This window comes from Bacillus sp. KS1 (assembly GCF_020075515.1).
In the GTDB taxonomy this organism is placed as follows: Bacteria; Bacillota; Bacilli; order Bacillales; family Bacillaceae; genus Bacillus; species Bacillus velezensis.
Genome location: NZ_JACAWW010000017.1, coordinates 98646 through 122346, shown reverse-complemented (window position 1 = coordinate 122346; position 23701 = coordinate 98646). Strand labels below are relative to the sequence as shown.

At 45.1% G+C, this 23701-nt stretch carries 24 protein-coding genes and 1 other annotated feature; of the genes, 21 read left to right on the top strand and 3 right to left on the bottom strand.

Annotated elements, in window-relative coordinates:
• The first annotated feature begins 50 nt into the window (after positions 1-50).
• From HWY38_RS11185 to HWY38_RS11175, 3 genes are all read left to right on the top strand, one after another.
• The gene (locus HWY38_RS11185) at positions 51-617 is read left to right on the top strand and encodes a hypothetical protein (protein ID WP_224181857.1); all 567 of its coding nucleotides are present in this window, start codon (positions 51-53) and stop codon (positions 615-617) included.
• Positions 618-706: 89 nt separating this feature from the next.
• Complete coding sequence (locus HWY38_RS11180; protein WP_007610578.1) at positions 707-1660, top strand: BMP family ABC transporter substrate-binding protein; 954 nt, start codon at positions 707-709, stop codon at positions 1658-1660.
• A gap of 12 nt (positions 1661-1672) precedes the next feature.
• Positions 1673-1864 (top strand): ComZ family protein, encoded by a 192-nt coding sequence (locus HWY38_RS11175; RefSeq protein WP_003155061.1) that lies wholly within the window; start codon positions 1673-1675, stop codon positions 1862-1864.
• Positions 1865-1892: 28 nt separating this feature from the next.
• Here the strand turns inward: HWY38_RS11175 and HWY38_RS11170 are convergent, their stop codons facing one another.
• The gene (locus HWY38_RS11170; protein ID WP_007409123.1) at positions 1893-2111 is read right to left on the bottom strand and encodes a hypothetical protein; all 219 of its coding nucleotides are present in this window, start codon (positions 2109-2111) and stop codon (positions 1893-1895) included.
• 167 nt (positions 2112-2278) lie between these two features.
• Between HWY38_RS11170 and HWY38_RS11165 the strand changes: the two genes are divergently transcribed.
• The 9 genes from HWY38_RS11165 (at position 2279) to HWY38_RS11125 (ending at position 12049) form a co-directional block, all read left to right on the top strand.
• Positions 2279-3217: a beta-ketoacyl-ACP synthase III gene (locus HWY38_RS11165; protein WP_007409122.1), complete on the top strand. Its 939-nt coding sequence runs from the start codon at positions 2279-2281 to the stop codon at positions 3215-3217.
• Between the two features lie 22 nt (positions 3218-3239).
• On the top strand, positions 3240-4478 hold the full coding sequence (gene fabF / locus HWY38_RS11160; protein WP_007610580.1) for a beta-ketoacyl-ACP synthase II: 1239 nt from the start codon (positions 3240-3242) through the stop codon (positions 4476-4478).
• An 82-nt stretch (positions 4479-4560) separates the two neighbouring features.
• Positions 4561-5346 carry a DUF2268 domain-containing protein gene (locus tag HWY38_RS11155; RefSeq protein ID WP_029325951.1) on the top strand — a complete coding sequence of 262 codons (786 nt, stop codon included), beginning with the start codon at positions 4561-4563 and terminating at the stop codon, positions 5344-5346.
• Positions 5347-5518: 172 nt separating this feature from the next.
• Positions 5519-6505 carry an ABC transporter ATP-binding protein gene (locus HWY38_RS11150; protein ID WP_105937873.1) on the top strand — a complete coding sequence of 329 codons (987 nt, stop codon included), beginning with the start codon at positions 5519-5521 and terminating at the stop codon, positions 6503-6505.
• Entirely contained in the window at positions 6502-7491 is a 990-nt protein-coding gene (locus HWY38_RS11145; protein ID WP_007610590.1) for an ABC transporter ATP-binding protein, read from the top strand. Before HWY38_RS11150 ends, HWY38_RS11145 begins: the two co-directional genes overlap by 4 nt.
• Before the next feature lie 77 nt (positions 7492-7568).
• Positions 7569-9197: a peptide-binding protein gene (locus HWY38_RS11140; RefSeq protein ID WP_224181856.1), complete on the top strand. Its 1629-nt coding sequence runs from the start codon at positions 7569-7571 to the stop codon at positions 9195-9197.
• A 66-nt stretch (positions 9198-9263) separates the two neighbouring features.
• On the top strand, positions 9264-10214 hold the full coding sequence (locus HWY38_RS11135; RefSeq protein ID WP_003155051.1) for an ABC transporter permease: 951 nt from the start codon (positions 9264-9266) through the stop codon (positions 10212-10214).
• Between the two features lie 21 nt (positions 10215-10235).
• On the top strand, positions 10236-11150 hold the full coding sequence (gene opp4C / locus HWY38_RS11130; RefSeq protein WP_003155049.1) for an oligopeptide ABC transporter permease: 915 nt from the start codon (positions 10236-10238) through the stop codon (positions 11148-11150).
• A gap of 146 nt (positions 11151-11296) precedes the next feature.
• Entirely contained in the window at positions 11297-12049 is a 753-nt protein-coding gene (locus tag HWY38_RS11125; RefSeq protein ID WP_014304784.1) for a YjbA family protein, read from the top strand.
• A gap of 32 nt (positions 12050-12081) precedes the next feature.
• Here the strand turns inward: HWY38_RS11125 and trpS are convergent, their stop codons facing one another.
• The gene (trpS, locus tag HWY38_RS11120) at positions 12082-13074 is read right to left on the bottom strand and encodes a tryptophan--tRNA ligase (RefSeq protein WP_224181855.1); all 993 of its coding nucleotides are present in this window, start codon (positions 13072-13074) and stop codon (positions 12082-12084) included.
• A 55-nt stretch (positions 13075-13129) separates the two neighbouring features.
• Positions 13130-13341, bottom strand: a binding site (T-box leader).
• Positions 13342-13817: 476 nt separating this feature from the next.
• Here trpS and HWY38_RS11115 point away from each other — a divergent pair.
• From HWY38_RS11115 to spx, 8 genes are all read left to right on the top strand, one after another.
• The gene (locus HWY38_RS11115; RefSeq protein ID WP_224181854.1) at positions 13818-15452 is read left to right on the top strand and encodes a peptide ABC transporter substrate-binding protein; all 1635 of its coding nucleotides are present in this window, start codon (positions 13818-13820) and stop codon (positions 15450-15452) included.
• Between the two features lie 104 nt (positions 15453-15556).
• Positions 15557-16492, top strand: a complete 936-nt coding sequence (locus HWY38_RS11110; RefSeq protein WP_014417417.1) for an ABC transporter permease — start codon at positions 15557-15559, stop codon at positions 16490-16492.
• 3 nt (positions 16493-16495) lie between these two features.
• Positions 16496-17413, top strand: coding sequence for an oligopeptide ABC transporter permease OppC (oppC, locus tag HWY38_RS11105; RefSeq protein ID WP_007409113.1), 918 nt, complete (start codon positions 16496-16498; stop codon positions 17411-17413).
• 12 nt (positions 17414-17425) lie between these two features.
• A complete protein-coding gene (locus HWY38_RS11100; protein WP_003155039.1) occupies positions 17426-18502 on the top strand; it encodes an ABC transporter ATP-binding protein in 1077 nt (358 codons plus the stop codon).
• Positions 18495-19412, top strand: a complete 918-nt coding sequence (gene oppF / locus HWY38_RS11095) for an oligopeptide ABC transporter ATP-binding protein OppF (protein WP_003155037.1) — start codon at positions 18495-18497, stop codon at positions 19410-19412. Before HWY38_RS11100 ends, oppF begins: the two co-directional genes overlap by 8 nt.
• Before the next feature lie 106 nt (positions 19413-19518).
• Positions 19519-20706: a putative glycoside hydrolase gene (locus tag HWY38_RS11090; protein ID WP_088037069.1), complete on the top strand. Its 1188-nt coding sequence runs from the start codon at positions 19519-19521 to the stop codon at positions 20704-20706.
• Positions 20707-20823: 117 nt separating this feature from the next.
• Positions 20824-21402, top strand: coding sequence for a GNAT family N-acetyltransferase (locus HWY38_RS11085; protein ID WP_003155035.1), 579 nt, complete (start codon positions 20824-20826; stop codon positions 21400-21402).
• A gap of 178 nt (positions 21403-21580) precedes the next feature.
• The gene (spx, locus tag HWY38_RS11080) at positions 21581-21976 is read left to right on the top strand and encodes a transcriptional regulator Spx (protein ID WP_088037070.1); all 396 of its coding nucleotides are present in this window, start codon (positions 21581-21583) and stop codon (positions 21974-21976) included.
• Between the two features lie 57 nt (positions 21977-22033).
• On the opposite strand, the gene HWY38_RS11075 is transcribed toward spx, so the two are convergent.
• Positions 22034-22690: a TerC family protein gene (locus HWY38_RS11075; RefSeq protein ID WP_003155033.1), complete on the bottom strand. Its 657-nt coding sequence runs from the start codon at positions 22688-22690 to the stop codon at positions 22034-22036.
• A gap of 275 nt (positions 22691-22965) precedes the next feature.
• Between HWY38_RS11075 and mecA the strand changes: the two genes are divergently transcribed.
• Positions 22966-23622, top strand: a complete 657-nt coding sequence (gene mecA / locus HWY38_RS11070) for an adaptor protein MecA (RefSeq protein ID WP_003155032.1) — start codon at positions 22966-22968, stop codon at positions 23620-23622.
• The last annotated feature ends 79 nt before the right edge of the window (positions 23623-23701 follow it).

Genomic DNA, 23701 nt, shown 5'->3' with positions numbered 1-23701 from the left:
GGGCTGTTTGGCTTGTGTGCGAATGAAAAACCGGAAAGGCGGCAGATGTGATGAAGACAGCGCTGATCATTGGAGCAGATGAATTTCTCGGCCTTTCATTGTGCGAACGGTTGATGGATGAGGGTGTGCATGTCGATGTCATTTTGGCAGAACCGGAGGACAAAACGAGGCAGCTGTATTTAGAAGAACGTTTAATGTGGCTCGCGAGAAACGGGCTTTTTCAAATAATAGATGAAATCGGTGAAAAGGAATACGATCGTATCTGCGTTCAATACGGGAGCGGGTGTCTGCCTGAAGAAAGGGCTGAGCCTTTATATTGGATTGTTTACAGTGAGGATCACGGAGACTGGGAAAAAAACGGTCAGCGGGATACGGCAAAAGCGATTATCCTTCCTCCCCTTTACGGTCCGTGGACTGAAGCAAAAGAAGATGGCGAAAGCAGGATCTTTTTAGAAGACGCAGTCTGCGGGCTGATGAATCAGCTTGAGGCTGACGGCACAGAAGACGAAAATCAGATTATTACCCTGGAAATAAAAGAAAAAACGCAAAAAACGGAAGCGGAAGAAAAAATTCAAGAGTGGAAAAGACAATTTTCATCAATATTCGACAATTTTTAAGAAATACCTTCCATGTTATGTGCATTACCGCTACAATAAACGTATATCAATTATATATGTTATGAGTTTGAAAAGGGGTTGAACATGGCTTGATCACCAGGCTTGTCATGATCTTTTCTCTCCTCCTTTTATTGAGCGGATGCGCACAAACTCCGTTTAAAGGAAAAATTGAGAAGGTCGGAATGCTTTTTCCCGATACCATCAGTGACTTGGTATGGGGCACAAAAGGTTACAAAGGTTTATTAGCGATACAATCTGAATTTAACGTTGACGTTTATTATAAAGAAAATATCAGATCCGATGAAGATATTTTAAAAGCGATAGATGATTTTCATAAAAAAGGAGTCAATCTTTTATACGGGCACGGAAATGAATACGAGGAAATCTTCAATATGATCAGCAAGGATTATCCCGACATGGAATTCGTCGTCGCAAACGGAACGGCGAAAAGCGATAATGTCACAAGCGTTCACCTTATGGGTGAAGCAATGGGCTTTTTCGGGGGAATGACGGCCGCCCATATGTCAAAAACCAATGAGGTAGGCGTCATCGCCTCCTTTTTGTGGCAGCCTGAAGTAGACGGCTTTATCAAAGGGGCGAAATATGAAAAACCCGATATCACCGTCAATACTGAATTTACGGACCACTGGGATAACGGCAATGAAGCGCTGCATCTTTACGAAAAGTTAAAAGCGGAAGGCACGGATGTTGTATATCCGGCCGGAGACGGGTATAATGTTCCTGTCATTCAGCAAATCAAAAAAGACGGGCTTTACGCCATCGGCTATGTCGCCGAGCAATCGAATCTCGGCAAAAACACGGTGCTGACAAGCACGGTGCAAAACGTAGATAAAGCCTATACATTAATTGCCGAGCAATATAATAAAGGTACGCTCAAGAGCGGAGATCACAACTTTGATTTCAGGGAAGGAGTCGTTGAAATGGGGACGTTCAGCCCTCTGGTGGACAAAGCATTTCAAGACAAAATCTCAGACCTTGTAAAAACGTATAACCGAACAAATGAACTGCCGTCAAATGAATAGAGGTGGATACACATGCAGCATGAAAAGTCTCTTGAATTTATGCAGATCGCGATGAAATACCTGCCGGAAGCAAAGGCGGAGCTTGAGAAATCCGGCATAGATCTGTCTATGGAAATGATTCAGCCGTTTATGGACCTGTTTACATCGGTCATGGCGGAAGCGTATGAGCTTGGCAGATCTGATGCCGGGGAGCTGAATAAATAAAGAGAGCCACTTTTCATGAAGTGGCTTTTCACATGATTTTTTTCTTTATAGCGGACACCATCGGCGCGAAGTCTTTAAATACGGGCTTTAATTGATCCAGAGAGTTCATGATGGACCCCAGCTGATTCATCACGTGGTTGTAATCGATTTCTTCTTCGTTTTCAGCCTGAGGCTGCTCCGGGTTTTCTTCCGGTTCTTTATCCCGGTCTCTGGAATCGCCGAACATCATTTTGGAGAAAATATCCATAGTGAAGCCTCCTTTCGTCTTCCTTTTATTCTATGAGGAGAAGCGTCCGATAGTTTAGACGAATATATTGCCAACAGAAAAAAAATAGGGTAGAATTAGTACCTGATACTAATAATTGATCATAACTAATTAGTTTTAAATTCATTATAAAAAAGGAGTCTTTTCCAATGAAAGCTGGAATTCTTGGCGTCGGCCGTTACATCCCGGAAAAAGTGCTGACAAATCATGATCTTGAACAAATGGTAGATACATCGGACGAGTGGATTCGTACGAGAACAGGTATAGAAGAAAGAAGAATCGCCGCGGAAGATATGTATTCATCCGGCATGGCCGCTGAGGCTGCGCAAAAAGCGCTTGATCAGGCCGGCATTTCCGCTGAGGAGCTTGATATGATCCTCGTGGCGACGGTTACTCCTGACCAGTCTTTCCCGACCGTTTCCTGTATGATACAAGAGAAGCTCGGGGCCAAAAAAGCGTGCGCGATGGATATCAGCGCCGCGTGTGCGGGTTTTATGTACGGTATCGTAACCGCCAAACAATTCATTGAATCGCAAACATACAAACATGTCCTCGTGGTCGGCGTGGAAAAGCTCTCAAGCATTACCGACTGGGACGACCGCAATACGGCTGTGCTGTTCGGAGACGGAGCCGGAGCGGCGGTCATCGGACCGGTCAGCGACGACAGAGGCATACTGTCATTTGAGCTCGGAGCAGACGGTACAGGCGGCCAGCACTTGTACTTAGATGAAAAAGGGCATACAATCATGCATGGAAGAGAAGTATTCAAATTCGCCGTCCGGCAAATGGGTGAATCGAGTGTAAATGTCATTGAAAAAGCCGGCCTCTCCAAAGAGGACGTAGACTTTTTGATTCCGCATCAAGCAAACATCCGCATCATGGAAGCGGCACGGGAACGTTTGGAGCTTCCGGTTGAAAAGATGTCTAAAACAGTCCATAAATATGGAAACACATCCGCAGCATCCATTCCGATTTCATTAGTAGAGGAACTGGAAGCAGGCAAAATTAAAGACGGCGACGTCATCGTCATGGTCGGTTTCGGCGGAGGATTGACATGGGGCGCCATAGCAATACGCTGGGGACGATAAAAAAAAGTGAGGTGCACACAAGATGAGTAAAAAAAGAGTAGTCGTTACAGGGCTTGGAGCCCTGTCTCCGCTTGGAAACGACGCCGAAACAAGCTGGAAAAATGCAATCGGCGGCGTATCCGGAATCGGACCGATCACACGTGTGGAATCGGACGAGTATCCGGCGAAAGTAGCTGCTGAACTGAAAGATTTCAATATTGAAAATCACATGGATAAAAAAGAAGCGCGAAAAATGGACCGCTTCACGCAATACGCTGTCGTAGCCGCGAAAATGGCCGTTCAAGATGCCGGTCTTAACATCACAGACGAAATCGCGCCGAGAGTCGGCGTTTGGGTCGGGTCCGGAATCGGCGGTCTTGAAACGCTTGAATCCCAATTCGAAATCTTCCTGACAAAAGGGCCGAGAAGGGTCAGCCCGTTCTTTGTTCCGATGATGATTCCTGATATGGCGACAGGCCAAATCTCAATCGCTCTCGGAGCAAAAGGAGTCAACTCCTGTACGGTGACGGCATGTGCGACGGGAACGAACTCTATCGGTGACGCGTTTAAAGTCATTCAGCGCGGCGATGCCGATGCGATGATTACGGGCGGAACAGAAGCGCCGCTGACAAGAATGTCATTTGCGGGCTTCAGCGCAAACAAAGCCCTTTCTACAAATCCTGATCCGAAAACGGCAAGCCGCCCGTTTGATAAAAACCGTGACGGCTTTGTCATGGGAGAAGGCGCGGGGATCATCGTGCTTGAAGAGCTTGAGCATGCCCTTGCCCGCGGTGCGAAAATCTACGGGGAAATTGTCGGCTACGGCTCAACGGGTGACGCCTACCACATTACCGCGCCTGCCCAAGACGGGGAAGGCGGTGCGAGAGCGATGCAGGAAGCCATCAAAGATGCGGGCATCAAGCCTGAAGAAATTGATTACATCAACGCTCACGGCACAAGCACGTACTACAATGATAAATACGAGACAAAAGCCATTAAGACCGTTTTCGGTGATCATGCGTACAAGCTTGCCGTCAGTTCGACAAAATCAATGACGGGTCATTTGTTAGGCGCTGCCGGAGGAATTGAAGCAATCTTCTCCGTCATGGCCATTAAAGACGGCATTATCCCGCCGACGATTAACATCGAAACACCTGATGAAGAGTGTGATTTAGATTATGTACCGGACAAAGCGCGCGAGCAGGATGTCAACGTCGTTCTCAGCAACTCGCTCGGCTTCGGCGGACATAATGCCACTTTGATCTTTAAAAAATATCAATAATACAGTTTTGACCGGCTGCCTGAAAAAGGTGGCCGGTTTTTTTGCGCGTGCATATGATAACAACAAGAGGAGGCGAACCGGTATGAGCGTCAAGCAGACATATCAATGGATGGAAAAGGCGGCATCCGTAAATGATCTGGCCCCGCATCTTTTGCCGCTTTTTTCAGGGGCCGATAAGAAAGAGTGGAAGCCGATACTCGGGATGCTGCAAAACCACGGCATGTTCCGCCATTTGAAGGATGGCGTCAGGACCAGTAAACGGCTGAAAGAAAAAGGATGCTACAGTCATATTCAAAAGGAGGAAGCCTATTTAAAGGAGAAGTGGAACGGGCCGGACGTGCCGATCGTAGTTTTGCCCGTCGATGAACGAAACCGGAAAATCCGTCAGGAATTCGGATCAAAATCCGGTCTGGCCTTTCGGGACAAAATGTTCCTCTTTCTATCGTCGGATAGTTCCAATTCAGCTGTATCCGCCCTTATGACACATGAATATAATCACGTCTGCCGGTTAGAACATGTGACAAAGGACGAAAAAGATGAGACATTTCTTGATACAATCATGATGGAGGGGCTGGCAGAATATGCTGTATATGAGCGGTTCGGCTCAAGTCTTACGGCGGAATGGACGTCATACTATACGCCTGAGCAGCTTGATTTTCTGTTTGAAAAAAGAGTCAAGCCGAACCTCCGCTTAACGAGAGACAGCAGAATGTTTTCCCAGCTGTTATACGGAAAAGGATACTTCCCCTCAATGCTCGGCTATGCTGTCGGATTCAATATAGTAAAAAAATATTTAACCGACCATCAAAAAACAGTAAAAGAAGCATTGGCCATCCCTTCAAAAACCTTTCTGGAGGCAACGCATTAAAGATTAAAAGAATGGAAATTATTTAACGATATTACATTTATCCTAAAAAATTCTTGCTTTTGTAATAATGATGTAATAATATACAACTATAAAATTTTTCGACTATTCTATATTTTGTGATAGCGAAACGTATGTTTCCCTCTGCTTCAGCGGAATGAGAAAGGGGCGTATCATGAGCACACTATTAGAAGTGAATAATTTAAAGACGTATTTTTTCAGAAAGAAACAGCCGATCCCCGCAGTCGACGGGGTTGATTTTCACATTAACAAAGGCGAAACCGTCGCTCTTGTAGGAGAATCCGGCTCGGGCAAAAGCATCACCTCGCTTTCTATTATGGGACTTGTCCAAGGCTCGGGCGGAAAAATTATGGACGGCTCGATTAAGCTTGAAGGCAGGGACCTGGCCTCCTTCACCGAAAACGAATATTGCAAAATCCGCGGCAATGACGTCTCTATGATCTTTCAGGAGCCCATGACTTCCCTGAATCCGGTGCTGACCATCGGCGAACAAATTACCGAAGTGCTTGAATACCATAAAAAAATGAATAAAAGAGAAGCGGCTAAAAAAGCCGTTGAGCTTCTGGAACTCGTCGGATTCTCCAGAGCGGAACAAGTGATGAAAGAATATCCGCACCGTCTTTCCGGAGGGATGAGACAGAGGGTGATGATCGCCATCGCGCTCAGCTGCAATCCGAAGCTTCTGATCGCTGATGAGCCGACGACGGCGCTTGATGTGACGATACAAGCCCAAGTATTGGAGCTGATGAAAGACCTCTGCAAAAAATTCGATACTTCCATTCTGCTGATCACTCACGATTTAGGTGTTGTTTCCGAAGCCGCCGACAGGGTGATCGTGATGTACTGCGGACAAGTCGTAGAGAGCGCGAGTGTGGAGGACTTATTTTTAAACCCTCTTCATCCGTATACCGAAGGGCTGTTAAACTCCATACCGGTGATAGATGGAGAGATTGATACATTAAAAGCGATCAAAGGCAGTGTCCCGACACCGGATAATCTTCCGGAAGGCTGCCGATTCGCCCCGAGGTGTTCAAAAGCGATGGACAAATGCAAAACAGGGCAGCCGGCGCTGATAACGCATGAAAGCGGCCGTTCTGTAAGATGTTTTTTATATGAGGAAGAGGGTGCCCAATCAAAATGACAGCTGCAGGCCAAGAAACGATTTTAGAGCTGAAAGACGTAAAAAAATATTTCCCGATCCGCTCCGGTTTTTTTCAAAGGAAAGTCGGTGATATAAAGGCTGTTGACGGCGTTTCTTTTTCATTGAAGCGCGGGGAGACGCTCGGCATCGTCGGTGAATCAGGATGCGGCAAATCAACGGCGGGAAGGACGATGATCCGTTTATACAAGCCGACAGACGGCCGGATTCTTTTTAAGGGTCAGGATATCTCCGGCTTATCTGAAGAAAAGCTGAGAAAAAGCGTCCGCAAAAACATCCAGATGGTCTTCCAAGATCCCTTCGCATCCCTTAATCCGAGAAAAACGCTGCGCTCCATTATTAAAGAACCGTTCCAGACTCACCATATGTACAGCATGAGCGAGCGGAACGAGCGAGTGGAGGAGCTGCTGGCGAAAGTCGGCCTTCATCCGAGCTTTGCAAACCGCTATCCGCACGAATTTTCCGGGGGGCAGCGCCAGCGGATCGGGATTGCGCGGGCTCTGACATTGAATCCCGAGCTGATTATTGCGGATGAACCCGTTTCCGCACTCGATGTCTCCATTCAGGCCCAGGTCATCAATCTGATGGAAGAACTGCAGGAAGAATTCAACCTGACCTATTTGTTTATTTCTCATGATTTGAGTGTTGTCCGCCATATCAGCGACAGAGTCGGCGTCATGTATCTGGGGAAAATGATGGAGCTGACCGATAAACACGAGCTGTACGGCAATCCGCTTCACCCTTATACGCAAGCGCTTTTGTCTTCAGTGCCCGTCACGAGAAAAAAAGACGCCGTCAAGCGGGAACGAATCATCCTGAAAGGAGAACTGCCAAGCCCGGCAAACCCGCCGAAAGGCTGCGTGTTCCACACGCGGTGCCCGATGGCCAAACCGATCTGCAAGGAACAAATCCCGGCATTTGAAGAAGCCGCTCCCGGCCATTACGTCGCCTGCCATTTATATGCCTGAAATGACAAGCATCGAGAGGGGGTATGCCGGATTACATAACCAGTTTGCTGCATATATATCACAAAGGGGGAATTGATATGAAATTACGTAAAAGCGCACTGATGATGCTAAGTGTTTTTATGGCGCTCGCCATCTTCCTGTCCGCCTGCTCCGGCTCAAAATCCACAAGCACCGAATCCAAACCGGCAGGAAAACCGCAAAAAGGCGGAGATTTGGTTGTCGGGTCAACCGGGGAACCCACACTTTTTAATCCACTTTATTCTACCGATGTTGCAAGTTCTGATATTGAAGGAATGATTTACAGCACATTATTGGAAACTGATGAGAAATTAAACGTCAAGCCGTCGCTGGCTGAAAAAGTAACAGAAGCAGACGGGGGATTAACGTATAATGTAAAACTGAAAAAAGGCGTTAAATTCCATGATGGAAAAGAGCTGACGGCCGATGATGTTGTTTTCACCTACAGCATCCCTCTTAACAAAGATTACAACGGTGAGCGTGGCTCGGGTTTCGAGTCCCTTAAATCCGTAACGAAAAAAGGAAAATATGAAATTCAGTTTAAAATGAAGAAAAAAGATGCCTATTTCTATAATGTTGTTCTCGACAGTTACGGCATTTTGCCAAAACATATATTGGGTAAGGTGCCGGTTGCAGATCTGGGAGAGAATGAATTTAACCGTAAAAATCCAATCGGTTCCGGTCCGTTTAAGTTTGTTGAGTGGAAAAAAGGTGAGTATGTCAAACTGGAAGCAAATGATGATTACTTTGGCGGCAGACCTTACCTTGATACAGTGACAGTCAAAACAATTCCTGATTCTAACGCGGCCGTGGCCCAGTTAAAAGCGGGAGATATTGATTTCTTCGTTGTGCCGGGCACAGATTTTGATACGGTTAAAACGTTTGGAAACGTGAAGGTCAAATCTGATCTTGGCTTAAACTACAGCTATATCGGCTGGAATGAGAAAAAAGAGCTTTTTAAGGACAAAAAAGTGCGTCAGGCATTGACTTACGCTCTTGACAGGCAGGCAATGGTGGATCAAGTGCTGAACGGAGACGGTAAGGTAGCGGATGTTCCTGAGAGTCCGCTGTCATGGAATTATCCGAAGTCTAAAGTGCCGACATTTGATTATAATCCGAAAAAAGCAAAGCAGCTGCTAAAAGAAGCCGGATGGGAAGACCATGACGGTGACGGCTACCTTGATAAAGACGGAAAAAAATTCTCATTTGAAATTAAAACGAATCAAGGCAATAAAATTCGTGAAGATTTAGCTGTTGTCGTTCAGCAGCAATTAAAAGAAGTGGGAATCGAGGCTAAACCGCGAATTGTTGAATTCAGTGCGTTAATCGAACAGACAAGTGCCCCTAATTGGGATTATGACGCTCTTCTTCTCGGATGGAGTCTTGCAACGTTCCCGGATCAATTCTCTATCTTCCATTCAAGCCAATCGAAAAACGGGCTGAATAATATCTGGTATAAAAACCCGAAAGTCGATAAGCTGCTTGAAGAAGCGAAGACAATTACAGACAGAAAAGAATACCAAAAGAAGTATGAAGAGATATACAAATTGATAGCTGAAGATCAGCCGTACAGCTTCTTATTCTATTACAATTACCACAGAGCGATGCCGAATAATTTACAAGGCTATGTATTCCACCCTAAAAATGACTTGTACAATATTGAAAAATGGTGGCTGGATCAAAAATAGCAAAAGCCCTGGAGAGGGAAGGAGGTTCCTTTCCTCTCTTATCCTATTTAAAAAGGGGACAAGAATATGGTTACATATATTTTACGGCGAACATTAATGTCCTTGCCGATTCTCTTAGGCATTACAATTTTGTCGTTTGCCATCATGAAAGCAGCGCCGGGAGACCCGATGTCACTTATGATGGACCCTACAATCAGTCAAGCGGACAGGGCGAAATTCATTGAAAAATACGGGTTGAATGATCCGGAACCTGTTCAATATGTGAAATGGCTGGGGAATATGCTGCAAGGGGATTTTGGGACTTCTATCGTCAAGAAAGGCACTCCGGTTTCTGAACTTATCTTATCCCGCTTACCGAATACGATTGTGCTTATGCTTTTCTCAACCCTTGTCGCTCTTCTGATTTCTATTCCATTTGGTGTTCTGTCAGCGAAACGTCCTTATTCAAAATTGGATTACGGGATAACTGTTACTTCATTTTTAGGGCTTGCCATTCCGAATTTTTGGTTCGGTTTGATTTTAATCATGGTTTTATCTGTAAATCTGGGGTGGTTTCCCACTGGCGGAGTAAGCACTTTGAATGCTGACTTTAACATATTTGACCGATTGCATCACTTGATTCTGCCTGCTTTTGTGCTCGCCACGGCAGACATGGCAGGGATAACGAGATACACAAGATCCAGTATGCTTGATGTGTTAAAACAGGATTATATACGAACGGCGCGTGCGAAAGGATTCCGAGATAATAAAGTGATTTTTAAACACGGTTTGAGAAACGGACTTCTTCCTGTCATCACTATTTTTGGTTTGATGATACCGTCATTTATCGGGGGAGCGGTAGTGGTAGAACAGATTTTTACTTGGCCGGGTCTCGGCAAATTGTTTATTGATTCAGCCTTTTCGCGGGATTATCCGGTTATCATGGCCATGACGGTCATTTCAGCTGTTTTGGTTGTAGTGGGGAATTTAATTGCGGACATCTTATATGCGCTGGTTGATCCCCGCATTGAATATTAACAAAGAGAGGTGAGAGGTCAAATGTTACAGCCAAATACCGGCACACCCCCCAGCGAAGTGAAATTAAAGGAAAATATTCAATCCAAACCGGAAACAATGACGAAGATTTTTTTCGAAAAGTTCTTTCAAAATAAACTAGCTGTAATCGGAGCCGTTATATTAACCATCATTATCTTGTCAGCTTTATTCGCTTCGGTAATCGCTCCTTACTCTCCGGAGAGTCAATCTCTCATCAATCGTTTGAAGCCGCCGAGCTTAAAACATCTAATGGGAACTGATAAATTCGGAAGAGACATCTTTACGAGGGTTCTGTACGGGGCGCGCGTCTCCTTGCTTGTCGGATTCGCTTCTGTGATCGGCGCGATTACAATCGGGACAGTTGTCGGAGCCGTTGCCGGATATTTTAAAGGGTTTGTCGATGCCGTTCTCATGAGAACCGTTGATATCGTATTATCCATACCTGATATATTTTTGCTTATTACACTTGTTACGATTTTTCAGCCCGGAATGGATAAATTAATTTTAATTTTCTCCCTTACAGGCTGGACAACAACGGCACGCCTTGTCCGAGGAGAGTTTTTATCGCTTCGTTCCAGAGAGTTTGTATTAGCTGCAAAGACGATCGGTACAAAAAACCATCACATCATCTTTTCTCATATACTGCCGAATGCGCTCGGACCGATTATCGTCTCAGCCACATTAAAGGTGGGAACGGTTATTTTGGCGGAATCTACATTAAGTTATCTCGGTTTCGGGATTCAGCCGCCGATCGCAAGCTGGGGCAATATGCTTCAGGATGCACAGAACTTTACGCTTATGATTCAGGCTTGGTGGTACCCGTTATTCCCGGGTTTGTTGATCCTTCTTACCGTATTGTGCTTCAACTTTGTCGGAGACGGGCTGCGTGATGCGCTTGATCCGAAAAATGTGAAATGATCTCCCGGACGAACGGGAGATTTTTTTGTTGCAATGCAGTCGGAAATCCAGCTCCGTAAAACGGAAATCTCATATTGAAATGGAATAATTTATCTATCCCTTGCCTATACTGTGGACAACAGTTTTTATAAAGTGAGGGGTCGAATATGTTATTTCTTCATGATGTATGGGTTAATTGGTTTGAAGGGGAAGAAAACGGCTACAATGTATGCCATTTTCACGAATGGCGGAAGGAAGACACGGTTGAGCTTTTGGATCAGACGCCGCTGCTCAGAGTGCCGTCGGTATTATTTCATTACATAGAAAACGACTTATCAGAGCTTCCGAAAGAGCTGCTTGACCAAGTCCACCAGAAGTCATACGTGCGAAAAAATCATGAGCGGACAAAGCTGGAGTACTGTTTTGTCGTGACAGACGGGATCGGCATCATTGCCGTGGATACGATCGGGTATACCATTCCGGTCAGAAAGAGCCGCCTGATTCCGAGACAGGAGCAGCTTGTTTATGAAATGGTAAAGGATGTAGAACCGGAATCGTTTCAATTTGAGCCGTCGCAATTGGAGTCTTCAAAGGAATATCACATTTTGTCATTGGCGCCGGAGCATGTCAGAGGTCTGACGAGAAAAGAGCGGCAGATCAAGCAGCTGATGTTTATGGCGCTCGACCAGCTGAAAGGGCTGAAAAACCGTGCGGAAATTGTGTATTGGTACACGGAATGGAATCCGCATATGTATGAGCAGATCAAACGGATGAGTTTTGAAGAGATCTGGGACATGCTTTACAATGAAACAATTGAAGGCTGGTCGGATAAACATCTTGCGTTCTGTGAAAATTTGATTAAAGGGCAGCCGTTTTTCGAAAAGCTTTGGGAAATGGAACAGGAATCAAAAGTGAACTAAAAAAAGAGGCGGGAGAATCCCGCCTCTTTTCTTTATCTTCTTTTCCGTCCGAGACCCATGGCGTTTTCCATTTTCTTTACCATTTTGCCGGCCATTTTGTTTGCGCGCGCCGCTCCTTCGTCGAGAATACGGTCAAGCTCGTCGCTCTCAATTAATTCACGGTAGCGCTCTTGGATCGGTGTCAATGCGCCGATAACGACTTCGGCTAAATCGCTTTTGAATTCACCGTACCCTTTGCCTTCATATTTAGCTTCTAATTCTTCAATTGATGTGTTTCCTAAAATAGAATAGATCGTCAAAAGATTAGAAACGCCCGGTTTGTTTTCTTTATCATACTTTACAATGCCTTCAGAATCAGTCACGGCGCTCTTGATTTTCTTCTCGAGCTGCTTCGGCTCATCAAGCAGCGTGATGTATGCCTTTTGGTTCGGATCTGATTTGCTCATTTTTTTGAGCGGATCAGCCAGTGACATGATGCGCGCGCCTGATTCGGGAATTTTCACCTCAGGAATCGTGAAGATGTCATTGTATTTTTTATTGAAGCGTTCCGCCAGGTTGCGGGTCAGTTCAAGATGCTGTTTTTGGTCTTCTCCGACCGGAACAAGATCCGTTCCGTACAGTAAAATATCGCCGGCCATCAGCGGCGGATAGGTTAACAGTCCTGACACGACGGCTTCTTTGCCCTTTGACTTATCCTTAAATTGCGTCATCCGCTCAAGCTCGCCGATATATGCGACGCATTGGAGCATCCACCCCGCCTGGGCATGAGCGGGAACCTCGGATTGGATAAAGAGGGTCGCTTTCTCAGGATCAAGTCCGACGGCCACGTAAAGAGCCGCGAGATTGCGGATGTTCTTCCGCAGTTCAAGCCGATCCTGCGGAACCGTAATCGCATGCTGATCGACAATGCAGAAGTAGCCGTTGTAGTCATGCTGCAAATCGACAAATTGTTTCATTGCGCCGATGTAGTTGCCGAGGGTAACGGAACCGCTCGGCTGAATGCCAGAAAAAATCGTTTTCTTCATAGTTCTTACCTCATTTCTTAAAACATAATAAAAAAAGCCCATTCTTCCCGTAGAAAAAAGGGACGAATGAACCGTGGTGCCACCCTGATTATTCCATTACAATGGAATCGCTCGAGACGTTGGTAACGGAGGCTGCTCCGGCTGGGCCTACTAACGTTCGGTCAGCTGCTCAGAAGTCCATTCCACATCGCCCGTTACCTGCTCCCAGCACCGCAGACTCTCTTCAAACGGATGAAAATGTGTACTATTCTTCATCATCGCAATCACAACAAATGTATTTGATTGATCTATTATAAATCAATTATAGCCAAATGTCATCAGAGGAATACAAGCTTATTTCCAGTTTGCTTAAGGGCTGGAAATCCTCAAAAAGAACTGAAAATGCTTAAATGATAACGTATATCAACATTTCGTATAACGAATATTATATGTAAAAAGCAATATGAACTGGAAATTGCAATAAAAAAATTTAGTTAGGTCATGCTTTAAACTATAGAAGTGTATCACCTTTTTGACAGAAAAACTGACCAAATTTAAATATTTTAAATTGAGAAAATAGTATTGCAATAAATTATTCATTTCATTATAATGAACTTGTTCACTCTATTGTTACAGCTTCTTTACATAAAATAATCAGAAAAGACGGAACACAATTAAAGTTTAGAAAAATATTAAGTTATTTTGTCTGATATTTCTGAGTATTTAGTAGTAAAGGCTGAAAAATTTGATTAGGGGGTTAGTGCATGAAAAAGCGTTGGTCTATTGTAGGTTTAATGCTTATCTTTTCGCTTGTATTAAGTGCGTGCGGCGGATTCAGCGGCGGATCAGGCGGCGGTAAAAAAGACACCAAAGGACAGACTTCACTTAATATCAATATTAAAACCGAGCCGTTCTCACTGCATCCGGGTTTAGCGAATGATTCCGTGTCAGGAGGCGTAATCCGACAGACTTTTGAAGGATTGACACGCGTAAACTCCAAAGGTGAGCCTGAAGAAGGAATGGCATCTAAAATTGAAACAAGCAAAGACGGAAAGACCTATACATTTACGATTCGTGACGGTGCGAAATGGTCTAACGGCGACCCTGTGACGGCGCAGGATTTTGAATATGCGTGGAAATGGGCGCTTGACCCGAACAACGAATCACAATACGCTTATCAGCTCTACTACATCAAAGGCGCTGAAGCTGCCAATACAGGAAAAGGCAAGATTGATGATGTAGGCGTAAAAGCCGTAAATGACAAAACATTAAAGGTTGAACTGAATAACCCGACACCTTATTTCACGCAATTAACTTCATTCTATACGTATATGCCGGTCAACAAGAAAATTGCGGAAAAACATAAAAACTGGAACACAAACGCGGGCGAAAATTATGTGTCAAACGGCCCGTTCAAAATGACGGCCTGGAAACACAGCGGTTCCATCACGCTCGAAAAGAACGATCAATATTGGGATAAAGACGCTGTGAAATTGAAGAAAATCAACATGGTGATGATTAACAATAACAACACCGAACTGAAAAAATTCCAGGCCGGTGAGCTTGACTGGGCAGGAATGCCGCTCGGCCAGCTTCCGACTGAATCTCTGCCGACATTGAAAAAAGACGGATCTCTTCACGTTGAACCGATCGCAGACGTGTATTGGTACAAATTCAACACAGAAGAGAAACCGCTGAACAATGTCAACATCCGTAAAGCCCTTGCTTATGCGATCGACCGCTCGTCCATCGTGAAAAATGTAACGCAGGGCGAACAAATCCCGGCCATGGCTGCGGTGCCGCCGTCAATGAAGGGATTCAAGGATAACACAAAAGGTTATTTCAAAGACAATGACGTCAAATCAGCTAAAGAATTCTTAAATAAAGGACTGAAGGAATTAGGCGTCAAGAATGCCTCTGACCTTCCGGCGATCAAACTGTCCTACAATACGGATGACGCGCATGCGAAAATCGCGCAGGCCGTACAGGAAATGTGGAAAAAGAACTTGGGCGTCAAAGTTGAGCTTGATAACTCCGAATGGAATGTTTACATCGACAAGCTGCACAGCCAGAACTACCAAATCGGGCGTATGGGCTGGCTCGGCGATTTCAACGATCCGATCAACTTCCTTGAATTGTTCCGTGATAAAGAAGGCGGAAACAATGATACCGGATGGGAAGATCCTGAGTTTAAAAAGCTGCTGAACCAATCTCAGCTTGAAACGGATCCGGATAAACGTATCGAAGAGCTGAAAAAAGCAGAAAAGATCTTTATTGACGCAATGCCGGTCGCGCCAGTTTATTTCTATACGGATCCTTGGGTGCAGGATAAAAACCTCAAAAATGTGATCTTGACAGGAACAGGCGAAGTTTACTTCAGAAACGCTTCTTTTGAATAAAAGACGGTTCTGAAAACAAAAGACCAGGTATATGGGGAGGATGTCCCCATATACCTTTCTTACTGATTAAGTATAAAATTGTAAAAAACATGGAGGTGTTCACCTTGCTGAAATATATCGGTAAACGATTCATTTACATGATCATCACATTGTTTGTGATTGTGACCGCCACATTCTTCTTAATGCAGGCAGCGCCGGGCGGACCATTTTCCGGCGAAAGAAAGCTGCCGCCTGAAATTGAGGCAAACTTAAACGAACACTATGGCCTGGACAAGCCTCTTTTCGTTCAATATGCCAGCTACTTAAAATCTGTGGCGATGTGGGACTTCGGACCTTCTTTTAAATATAAAGGCCAAAGTGTTAATGATTTAATCAATTCAGGCTTCCCCGTCTCATTCACTCTCGGTGCAGAAGCTATTCTCCTCGCTTTAGCGTTCGGTGTGCTTTTCGGGGTGCTTGCTGCCCTGTACCATAATAAATGGCAGGATTATACCATTGCGATTTTAACGATCTTTGGGATCTCAGTTCCGAGCTTTATATTGGCGACGATTTTGCAATATATTTTCTCAATTAAATTAGAACTGTTCCCGGTCGCAGGGTGGGAATCCTGGGCATACACCTTTCTGCCCTCTATTGCGCTCGCTTCCATGCCGATGGCGTTCATTGCCAGACTCTCCCGTTCAAGCATGATTGAAGTGTTAAACAGCGATTACATACGGACTGCAAAAGCTAAAGGACTTTCCCGTCCGTCAGTCACCGTGCGCCATGCGCTGCGAAACGCGCTTTTGCCGGTCGTGACATATATGGGGCCGATGGCGGCATCCATTTTAACGGGAAGTTTCATCATTGAATCCATTTTCGGAATTCCCGGTTTAGGCGCGCATTTTGTAAACAGCATTACAAACCGTGATTATACGGTCATTATGGGAGTTACCGTGTTCTTCAGCGTGCTCCTACTTTTATGCGTATTAATTGTAGACGTGCTGTACGGATTAATCGATCCGAGAATCAAGCTTTCCAAAGCAAAGAAAGGAGCCTAGACCATGCAGAACATTCCTAAAAATATGTTTGAACCAGCTTCAGCTAATGCCGGCGATGCCGAAAAAATAAATAAAAAAAGCCTTTCCCTCTGGAAAGACGCCATGCTCCGCTTCCGCAGCAATAAGCTTGCGATGGTCGGGTTCGTACTGATCGTTCTTATTATTCTGATGGCGATTTTTGCGCCTGTCTTTTCAAGGTATGATTATGCGACTACCAATCTATTAAATGCGGATAAAGCGCCGTCGAAAGATCATTGGTTCGGCACGGATGACCTTGGAAGGGATATATTCGTCCGGACATGGGTGGGCGCGCGGATTTCCATCTTTATCGGTGTCGCAGCTGCCGTGCTTGATTTATTAATCGGCGTAATCTGGGGCAGCATTTCCGGATTCCGCGGCGGACGCACAGATGAAGTGATGATGCGCATCGCCGACATTCTGTGGGCTGTTCCTTCATTATTAATGGTTATTTTGCTGATGGTTGTCCTGCCGAAAGGATTGCTGACCATTATCGTCGCCATGACAATCACGGGCTGGATCAATATGGCGAGGATCGTCCGCGGACAGGTGCTGCAATTAAAGAATCAGGAGTATGTGCTTGCTTCACAGACACTCGGCGCCAAAACCGGCCGGCTTTTGTTTAAGCATATCGTTCCGAACGCGATGGGCTCTATCCTCGTAACAATGACACTGACGGTTCCGACGGCGATTTTTACAGAAGCGTTTTTAAGTTATTTGGGCCTCGGCGTACCTGCGCCGCTTGCGAGCTGGGGAACGATGGCCTCAGACGGATTGCCTGCATTAACCTATTACCCTTGGCGTCTGTTCTTCCCTGCCGGCTTTATCTGCCTGGCGATGTTCGGCTTTAACGTTGTCGGCGATGGGTTAAGAGACGCGCTGGATCCTAAGTTACGCAAATAAGGAGTGATATGAGTGACACGTTTGCTAGAAGTAAAAGACTTAGCCATTTCATTTAAAACATACGGCGGAGAGGTACAGGCAATCCGCGGCGTGAATTTCCATTTGAATAAAGGAGAGACGCTTGCGATCGTGGGGGAGTCAGGTTCCGGAAAAAGTGTGACCTCCCAAGCGATTATGAAGCTGATCCCGATGCCGCCGGGCTACTTTAAAAGAGGACAGATTCTTTTTGACGGACGCGATATCGTGCCGATGTCCGAAAAAGAAATGCAGGCCATCAGAGGAAAGGACATCGGAATGATTTTCCAAGATCCGATGACCTCTCTGAACCCGACGATGAGAGTCGGCAAACAAATTACGGAAGTGCTTTTCAAACATGAAAAAATCTCAAGTGAAGCCGCGAAAAAGCGCGCCATAGAGCTGCTTGATCTCGTCGGGATTCCGATGCCCGAAAAACGGATCGGCCAATTCCCCCATGAATTTTCAGGCGGGATGAGACAGCGTGTCGTCATCGCGATGGCGCTTGCGGCAAATCCGAAACTGTTAATTGCCGATGAACCGACAACAGCTCTTGATGTGACGATTCAGGCACAGATCCTTGAGCTGATGAAAGATCTGCAAAAGAAAATTGATACATCTATCATTTTTATCACGCATGATCTCGGCGTTGTCGCCAATGTCGCCGACCGGGTCGCCGTCATGTACGCGGGTCAGGTCGTCGAATCGGGCACGGTGGATGAAATCTTTTATGATCCGCGCCATCCGTATACGTGGGGGCTGCTTGCCTCAATGCCGAGTCTGGACAGCACCGATCAGGAAAAACTGACGGCCATCCCGGGTACGCCGCCTGATCTGACGAATCCTCCGAAAGGGGATGCATTTGCGCTCCGCAGCTCATATGCGATGAAAATTGACTTTGAACAGGAACCGCCGATGTATAAAGTGTCTGATACGCATTTTGTGAAATCGTGGCTTCTGCATCCTGATGCGCCTAAGGTCGAGCCGCCTGAAGCGGTGAAGGCTAAAATCCGTCAGCTTCCGAATACGTATCAGCATCCTGTTTTAATGAAGGAAGGTGAAAAAAATGACTGAGAAACTTCTCGAAATCAAACACTTAAAACAGCATTTTTTCACGCAGAAAGGAACGGTAAAAGCCGTAGATGATTTGTCATTTGATATTTATAAAGGCGAAACGCTCGGCCTTGTCGGAGAATCGGGCTGCGGTAAATCAACGACGGGCCGCAGTATTATCCGGCTGTATGAGGCAACCGGCGGGGAAGTTCTCTTTAACGGGGAAAATGTCCACGGGAAAAAATCCCGCAAGAAGCTGCTGGAGTTTAACCGGAAAATGCAGATGATTTTCCAGGATCCGTACGCATCTTTAAATCCGAGAATGACAGTCGCCGACATTATTGCCGAGGGAATAGATATTCACCGCCTGGCAAAAACGAAAAAAGAGCGGATGCAGCGGGTTCACGAACTGCTGGAAACGGTCGGTTTAAATAAAGAGCACGCCAACCGCTACCCGCATGAATTTTCAGGCGGACAGCGCCAGCGTATCGGAATCGCCAGAGCGCTGGCGGTTGATCCGGAGTTTATCATCGCGGACGAACCGATTTCGGCGCTTGATGTCTCCATTCAGGCGCAAGTCGTCAATTTAATGAAAGAATTGCAGAAAGAAAAAGGGCTTACTTACCTGTTTATCGCCCATGATTTATCAATGGTCAAATACATCAGCGACCGCATCGGCGTCATGTATTTCGGAAAATTGGTGGAGCTTGCGCCGGCGGATGAGCTTTACGAAAACCCGCTTCACCCATATACGAAATCATTGCTGTCCGCTATCCCGCTCCCTGATCCGGATTATGAAAGAAATCGCACGCGAAAGAAATACGATCCGGCAGTTCATCAGCTCCAAGAAGGAGAAAAAATGGAATTCAGAGAAGTGAAACCGGGACATTTTGTCATGTGCACAGAAGCTGAATTTAAAACCTATCTATAAACGTATCATCCTCCAAGACTCAGTCTTGGAGGATTTTTTTGCGCACATTCAAGTTTATTAAGCCTGCTCCCGTTTTTCTATAATGGAAAAAAAGGGGGAGATCAGTATGAAAACCATTTTTTGCGCCATTTGTGCGGGACTGTTTATCAGTGCAGCCGCTTATCCGGCCCATGCCGCTGTGAAAGAGGAGCAGCCGCTTGTAAAAGTAGCACTGGCTGAAAAAGAACTGCCGAAATCAAATGCACGGTTCGCTTATCCGTCAGGGCTGCATTTTTCACAACCTGATAAGGTGCGGGGCATTTACGTCACAGGGCATTCAGCGGGAGGAAGCAAATTCGGGGAGCTGACAGACTTTGTGGACAAAACGGAGCTCAATACAATGGTCATTGATGTCAAGGACGACAACGGGAACCTCACCTTTAAGCCGGACGGCCATTCTGAGTATGCAAAAATCGCCAAGCCGTACATCAAAGACCCAAAAAAGATGATGAAAAAGCTGGAGGAAAAAAAGATCTATCCGATCGCGCGTATTGTCGTATTTAAAGACAGCGAACTCGCGAACAAAAAGCCCGAGTGGTCCTTTAAAGAAAAAAACGGAAGTGTCTGGAAAAACGGCCGCGGCGAATCGTTCGTCAATCCGTTTATGAAAGAAGTATGGGATTACAATGTAAAGATTGCAAAACAAGCCGTAAAGATGGGTTTTCAAGAAATTCAGTTTGATTATGTCCGTTTTCCTGAAGGGTTTGAAAAACGTGATGACGAACTGACATACGGACACGGCGATTACGGAAAAACAGCAGACAGCAATGTGCAAAAACGCGTTCACGCCGTCACCGATTTTGTCGGTTATGCGAAGAAAAAACTCAAGCCGTACGGCGCGGATGTGTCGGTTGATATTTTCGGCTATTCAGCCACGCTGCCTGAAGCGCCTGGTATCGGCCAGAATTTCAGCAAAATTTCAGACCAGGTCGATGTCATTTCATCCATGATTTATCCGAGCCATTGGACAAGCTATTTCGGCATTGATAAACCGGATCTTGAGCCCTACAATGTCGTCAAAGAATACGCGAAGTTGGAAAATAAAAAGCTGTCCAAGCTGAAACACCCGCCTGTATCGCGTCCGTGGCTTCAGGACTTCACGGCATCTTATCTCGGCAGCGGAAATTATCAAAAGTACGGGAAACGCCAGGTGGAGGACCAGGTTAAAGCGTTGCATGATGAAGGTATTGACGAATTTTTATTGTGGGACGCGGCAAACCGTTATACCAAAAACGTCGATTACACACCATTTTAAAAAAATTGAAACCATGGTAAAGGATCACACGTCTTAATAGATGTAAGATTGTTTAAACAATCGGAAATGGGGTATATCTAAAAGTGTGAAGACAACGAACCCATAAGGAGCAAATGAATGAACTGGTACGAAAAGCTGAGTGAATATTTTCCGATTGAAGAAATGAAATCAAAAGCGCATATGGAAGCTCTGTTAAAGGAGCAAAGCGATGTTTATCATAAAGAAGAGGGGCAGTACCACGTGCTGATGTATGCGGAATTTGACTCTTTCATCTTTATTGATTACCTGTTTGTGTCAAAGAAATCCAGAGGACAAGGCCTCGGAAGCAAGCTGATCGGCAGACTGAAAAAGAAGAACAAGCCGATTCTGCTTGAGGTGGAGCCTGTTGACGAGGATGACACGGATACACAGAAACGCTTGCGTTTTTATCAAAGAGAGCATTTCAAGCACGCGCAGTCAATCGGGTATCGGCGCCGGTCATTGGCTACGAATGAAGTGAACAAAATGGAGATTCTGTACTGGTCACCTAAGACGGAATCAGAAGAAGAAATATTTGAAGCGATGAAACAGACATATGAAAACATTCACACTTATAAAGATGAAAAATGGTACGGAGAATCATACGAAAAAACGGATGAAGTTCTCAAAGTCATTGATGAGAAAAAACAAAAAAACATTTTCGATCAGCTGAGCTAATTGAGAATGGAGAAAAATCCTCCAGCCGTAAATTTGCCGGATTGACACATTTTTTTCTCAGGAGACTGTTCACACTTACTTTTTTATAGTATAATACCTATAAAGATTCCTTTTTTAAAGTCATTTCAATTTGAGAATACAAACATGTTCATCCTACTAATTAGAGGAGTGAAGATTAATGGTTACATTATACACATCACCTAGCTGTACGTCATGCAGAAAAGCAAGAGCTTGGCTTGAAAAGCACGAGATTCCGTTTGTAGAAAGAAACATTTTCTCCGAGCCGTTATCAATTGATGAGATCAAGCAGATTCTGCGTATGACTGAAGACGGTACGGATGAAATTATCTCTACCCGTTCTAAAGTATTCCAGAAACTGAACGTAAATGTTGAATCTATGCCGCTTCAAGACTTATATACTTTGATCAATGAGCATCCGGGACTGCTCCGCCGTCCGATCATCATTGATGAAAAACGTCTGCAAGTCGGCTATAACGAAGATGAAATCAGACGATTCCTGCCAAGAAAAGTGCGTTCTTTCCAATTAAGAGAAGCACAGCGTCTTGCCAACTGATATAAGCTTACGATAAGCATGAAAAAAGCCCAAAACCATCGCGGTTTGGGCTTTTTGTTATTTTTCAGTCTGCTGGTAAATCATACTGGCGAGGATAACAAAAACGACGGTCAAAATCGGCAGCATCATCTGTATCATGCCGTGTTCTGCCATGAAAAATGACAGCTTGCTGTCTCCGGCAATCATTTCACCGCCGGTAAATGCGAGAAGACCGCTCCCGGCATACATCAATAAAGGCATTTTTTCCATGGCGGCATGAACGAGCTTGCTGCCCCAAATAATAATCGGCACCGAGATGAAGAGACCGATCACTACTAGTGTCAGCTCACCGTGAGAAGCGCCGGCTACTGCGATGACATTGTCAAGCGACATAAAGATATCAGCCAGAACGATTGTGCGGATGGCTTTCCAAAGAGAAGAACTGCTTTTCACATGCTGCGCATCTTTCTTCTCAATCAGAAGCTGATAGCCGAGATACAATAAAAATACCCCGCCTGCGCATTGTAAAAAAGGAACATTCAATAAATAGACCGCAGCGCTCGTCAGAACGATTCTCAAGACGACTGCGATAAATGTTCCGAAGATGATCGCTTGCTGTCTTTGTTTATGGGCCAGATTCCGGCTGGCCATCGCGATGACGACGGCATTGTCACCGCCGAGAATAAGGTCAATCCCGATAATAAGCAGAAGGGACAGCAGATAATCGTGCGGCATGGTAACACCTCGCTTATAGATCGATTGCTTGTACAGCTAATATATGAAGCAATGCGCTATTTATGATGGGAACCGGGAGAAAGCCTGTTTTTCGGTGTGAAAATGCTTTTTTATTTCTTTTATAACTGTTTTATCATAAAATAGAAATATAAAGAATTTGCGCTGTCTTCTATAAGGTTAAGATGTGGACGGAATGGGTAAAGTGTAGTAAAGTACTATTCATCGGGAGCTTAGATGTCCCTTCAACATCTTATAAAGAAGGGAAGGTTGGCAAAATGGAAATAGAAAGAATTAATGAGCATACTGTAAAATTTTATATGTCTTATGGTGATATTGAAGATCGCGGTTTTGACAGAGAAGAAATCTGGTACAATCGCGAGCGCAGTGAAGAACTGTTCTGGGAAGTCATGGATGAAGTGCATGATGAAGAGGAATTCGCTGTCGAGGGTCCTCTTTGGATTCAGGTTCAGGCATTGGACAAAGGACTGGAAATAATCGTAACAAAAGCCCAGCTTTCCAAGGACGGACAAAAACTCGAACTGCCGATCCCGGAAGATAAAAAACAAGAGCCGGCAGATGAAAATCTCGATGCTTTACTTGATGATTTCCAGAAAGAAGAGCAGGCCGAGAGCCGGGAAGATAAGGAGCAAAAGCTTCAGTTCACTTTGCGGTTCGATGATTTTGAGGATCTCATCTCGCTATCAAAATTGAATCTTAACGGAATCAAAACGACCCTGTATTCGTTTGAAGACCGATATTATTTATATGCAGATTTTTATGAGCAAACTGATGAAGAGGTTGAAAATCAGCTAAGCATCCTGTTGGAGTACGCGCACGAATCATCAGTCAGCATTCACCGTCTTGAAGAATACGGAAAATTGGTGATCGCTGATCATGCGTTATATACAATAAAAAAACACTTTGCATCGTAACAAACCGATTTCTCTCAGCAGAAATCGGTTTTTTTTGTTCTGAATGACAGGATGAACGGCTGAAAACCGTATAACGGCT

What these genes read in the sequence shown, in the direction of transcription:
- fabF (WP_007610580.1), top strand. Translation starts at nt 3,240, where the DNA reads ATGAGTAAAAAAAGAGTAGTCGTTACAGGGCTTGGAGCCCTGTCTCCG.
- HWY38_RS11150 (WP_105937873.1), top strand. Translation starts at nt 5,519, where the DNA reads ATGAGCACACTATTAGAAGTGAATAATTTAAAGACGTATTTTTTCAGA.
- HWY38_RS11090 (WP_088037069.1), top strand. Translation starts at nt 19,519, where the DNA reads ATGAAAACCATTTTTTGCGCCATTTGTGCGGGACTGTTTATCAGTGCA.
- HWY38_RS11185 (WP_224181857.1), top strand. Translation starts at nt 51, where the DNA reads ATGAAGACAGCGCTGATCATTGGAGCAGATGAATTTCTCGGCCTTTCA.
- HWY38_RS11125 (WP_014304784.1), top strand. Translation starts at nt 11,297, where the DNA reads ATGTTATTTCTTCATGATGTATGGGTTAATTGGTTTGAAGGGGAAGAA.
- HWY38_RS11140 (WP_224181856.1), top strand. Translation starts at nt 7,569, where the DNA reads ATGAAATTACGTAAAAGCGCACTGATGATGCTAAGTGTTTTTATGGCG.
- oppC (WP_007409113.1), top strand. Translation starts at nt 16,496, where the DNA reads ATGCAGAACATTCCTAAAAATATGTTTGAACCAGCTTCAGCTAATGCC.
- HWY38_RS11145 (WP_007610590.1), top strand. Translation starts at nt 6,502, where the DNA reads ATGACAGCTGCAGGCCAAGAAACGATTTTAGAGCTGAAAGACGTAAAA.
- HWY38_RS11075 (WP_003155033.1), bottom strand. Translation starts at nt 22,690, where the DNA reads ATGCCGCACGATTATCTGCTGTCCCTTCTGCTTATTATCGGGATTGAC.
- HWY38_RS11135 (WP_003155051.1), top strand. Translation starts at nt 9,264, where the DNA reads ATGGTTACATATATTTTACGGCGAACATTAATGTCCTTGCCGATTCTC.
- trpS (WP_224181855.1), bottom strand. Translation starts at nt 13,074, where the DNA reads ATGAAGAAAACGATTTTTTCTGGCATTCAGCCGAGCGGTTCCGTTACC.
- opp4C (WP_003155049.1), top strand. Translation starts at nt 10,236, where the DNA reads ATGTTACAGCCAAATACCGGCACACCCCCCAGCGAAGTGAAATTAAAG.
- HWY38_RS11155 (WP_029325951.1), top strand. Translation starts at nt 4,561, where the DNA reads ATGAGCGTCAAGCAGACATATCAATGGATGGAAAAGGCGGCATCCGTA.
- HWY38_RS11175 (WP_003155061.1), top strand. Translation starts at nt 1,673, where the DNA reads ATGCAGCATGAAAAGTCTCTTGAATTTATGCAGATCGCGATGAAATAC.
- HWY38_RS11165 (WP_007409122.1), top strand. Translation starts at nt 2,279, where the DNA reads ATGAAAGCTGGAATTCTTGGCGTCGGCCGTTACATCCCGGAAAAAGTG.
- oppF (WP_003155037.1), top strand. Translation starts at nt 18,495, where the DNA reads ATGACTGAGAAACTTCTCGAAATCAAACACTTAAAACAGCATTTTTTC.
- HWY38_RS11085 (WP_003155035.1), top strand. Translation starts at nt 20,824, where the DNA reads ATGAACTGGTACGAAAAGCTGAGTGAATATTTTCCGATTGAAGAAATG.
- mecA (WP_003155032.1), top strand. Translation starts at nt 22,966, where the DNA reads ATGGAAATAGAAAGAATTAATGAGCATACTGTAAAATTTTATATGTCT.
- spx (WP_088037070.1), top strand. Translation starts at nt 21,581, where the DNA reads ATGGTTACATTATACACATCACCTAGCTGTACGTCATGCAGAAAAGCA.
- HWY38_RS11115 (WP_224181854.1), top strand. Translation starts at nt 13,818, where the DNA reads ATGAAAAAGCGTTGGTCTATTGTAGGTTTAATGCTTATCTTTTCGCTT.
- HWY38_RS11170 (WP_007409123.1), bottom strand. Translation starts at nt 2,111, where the DNA reads ATGGATATTTTCTCCAAAATGATGTTCGGCGATTCCAGAGACCGGGAT.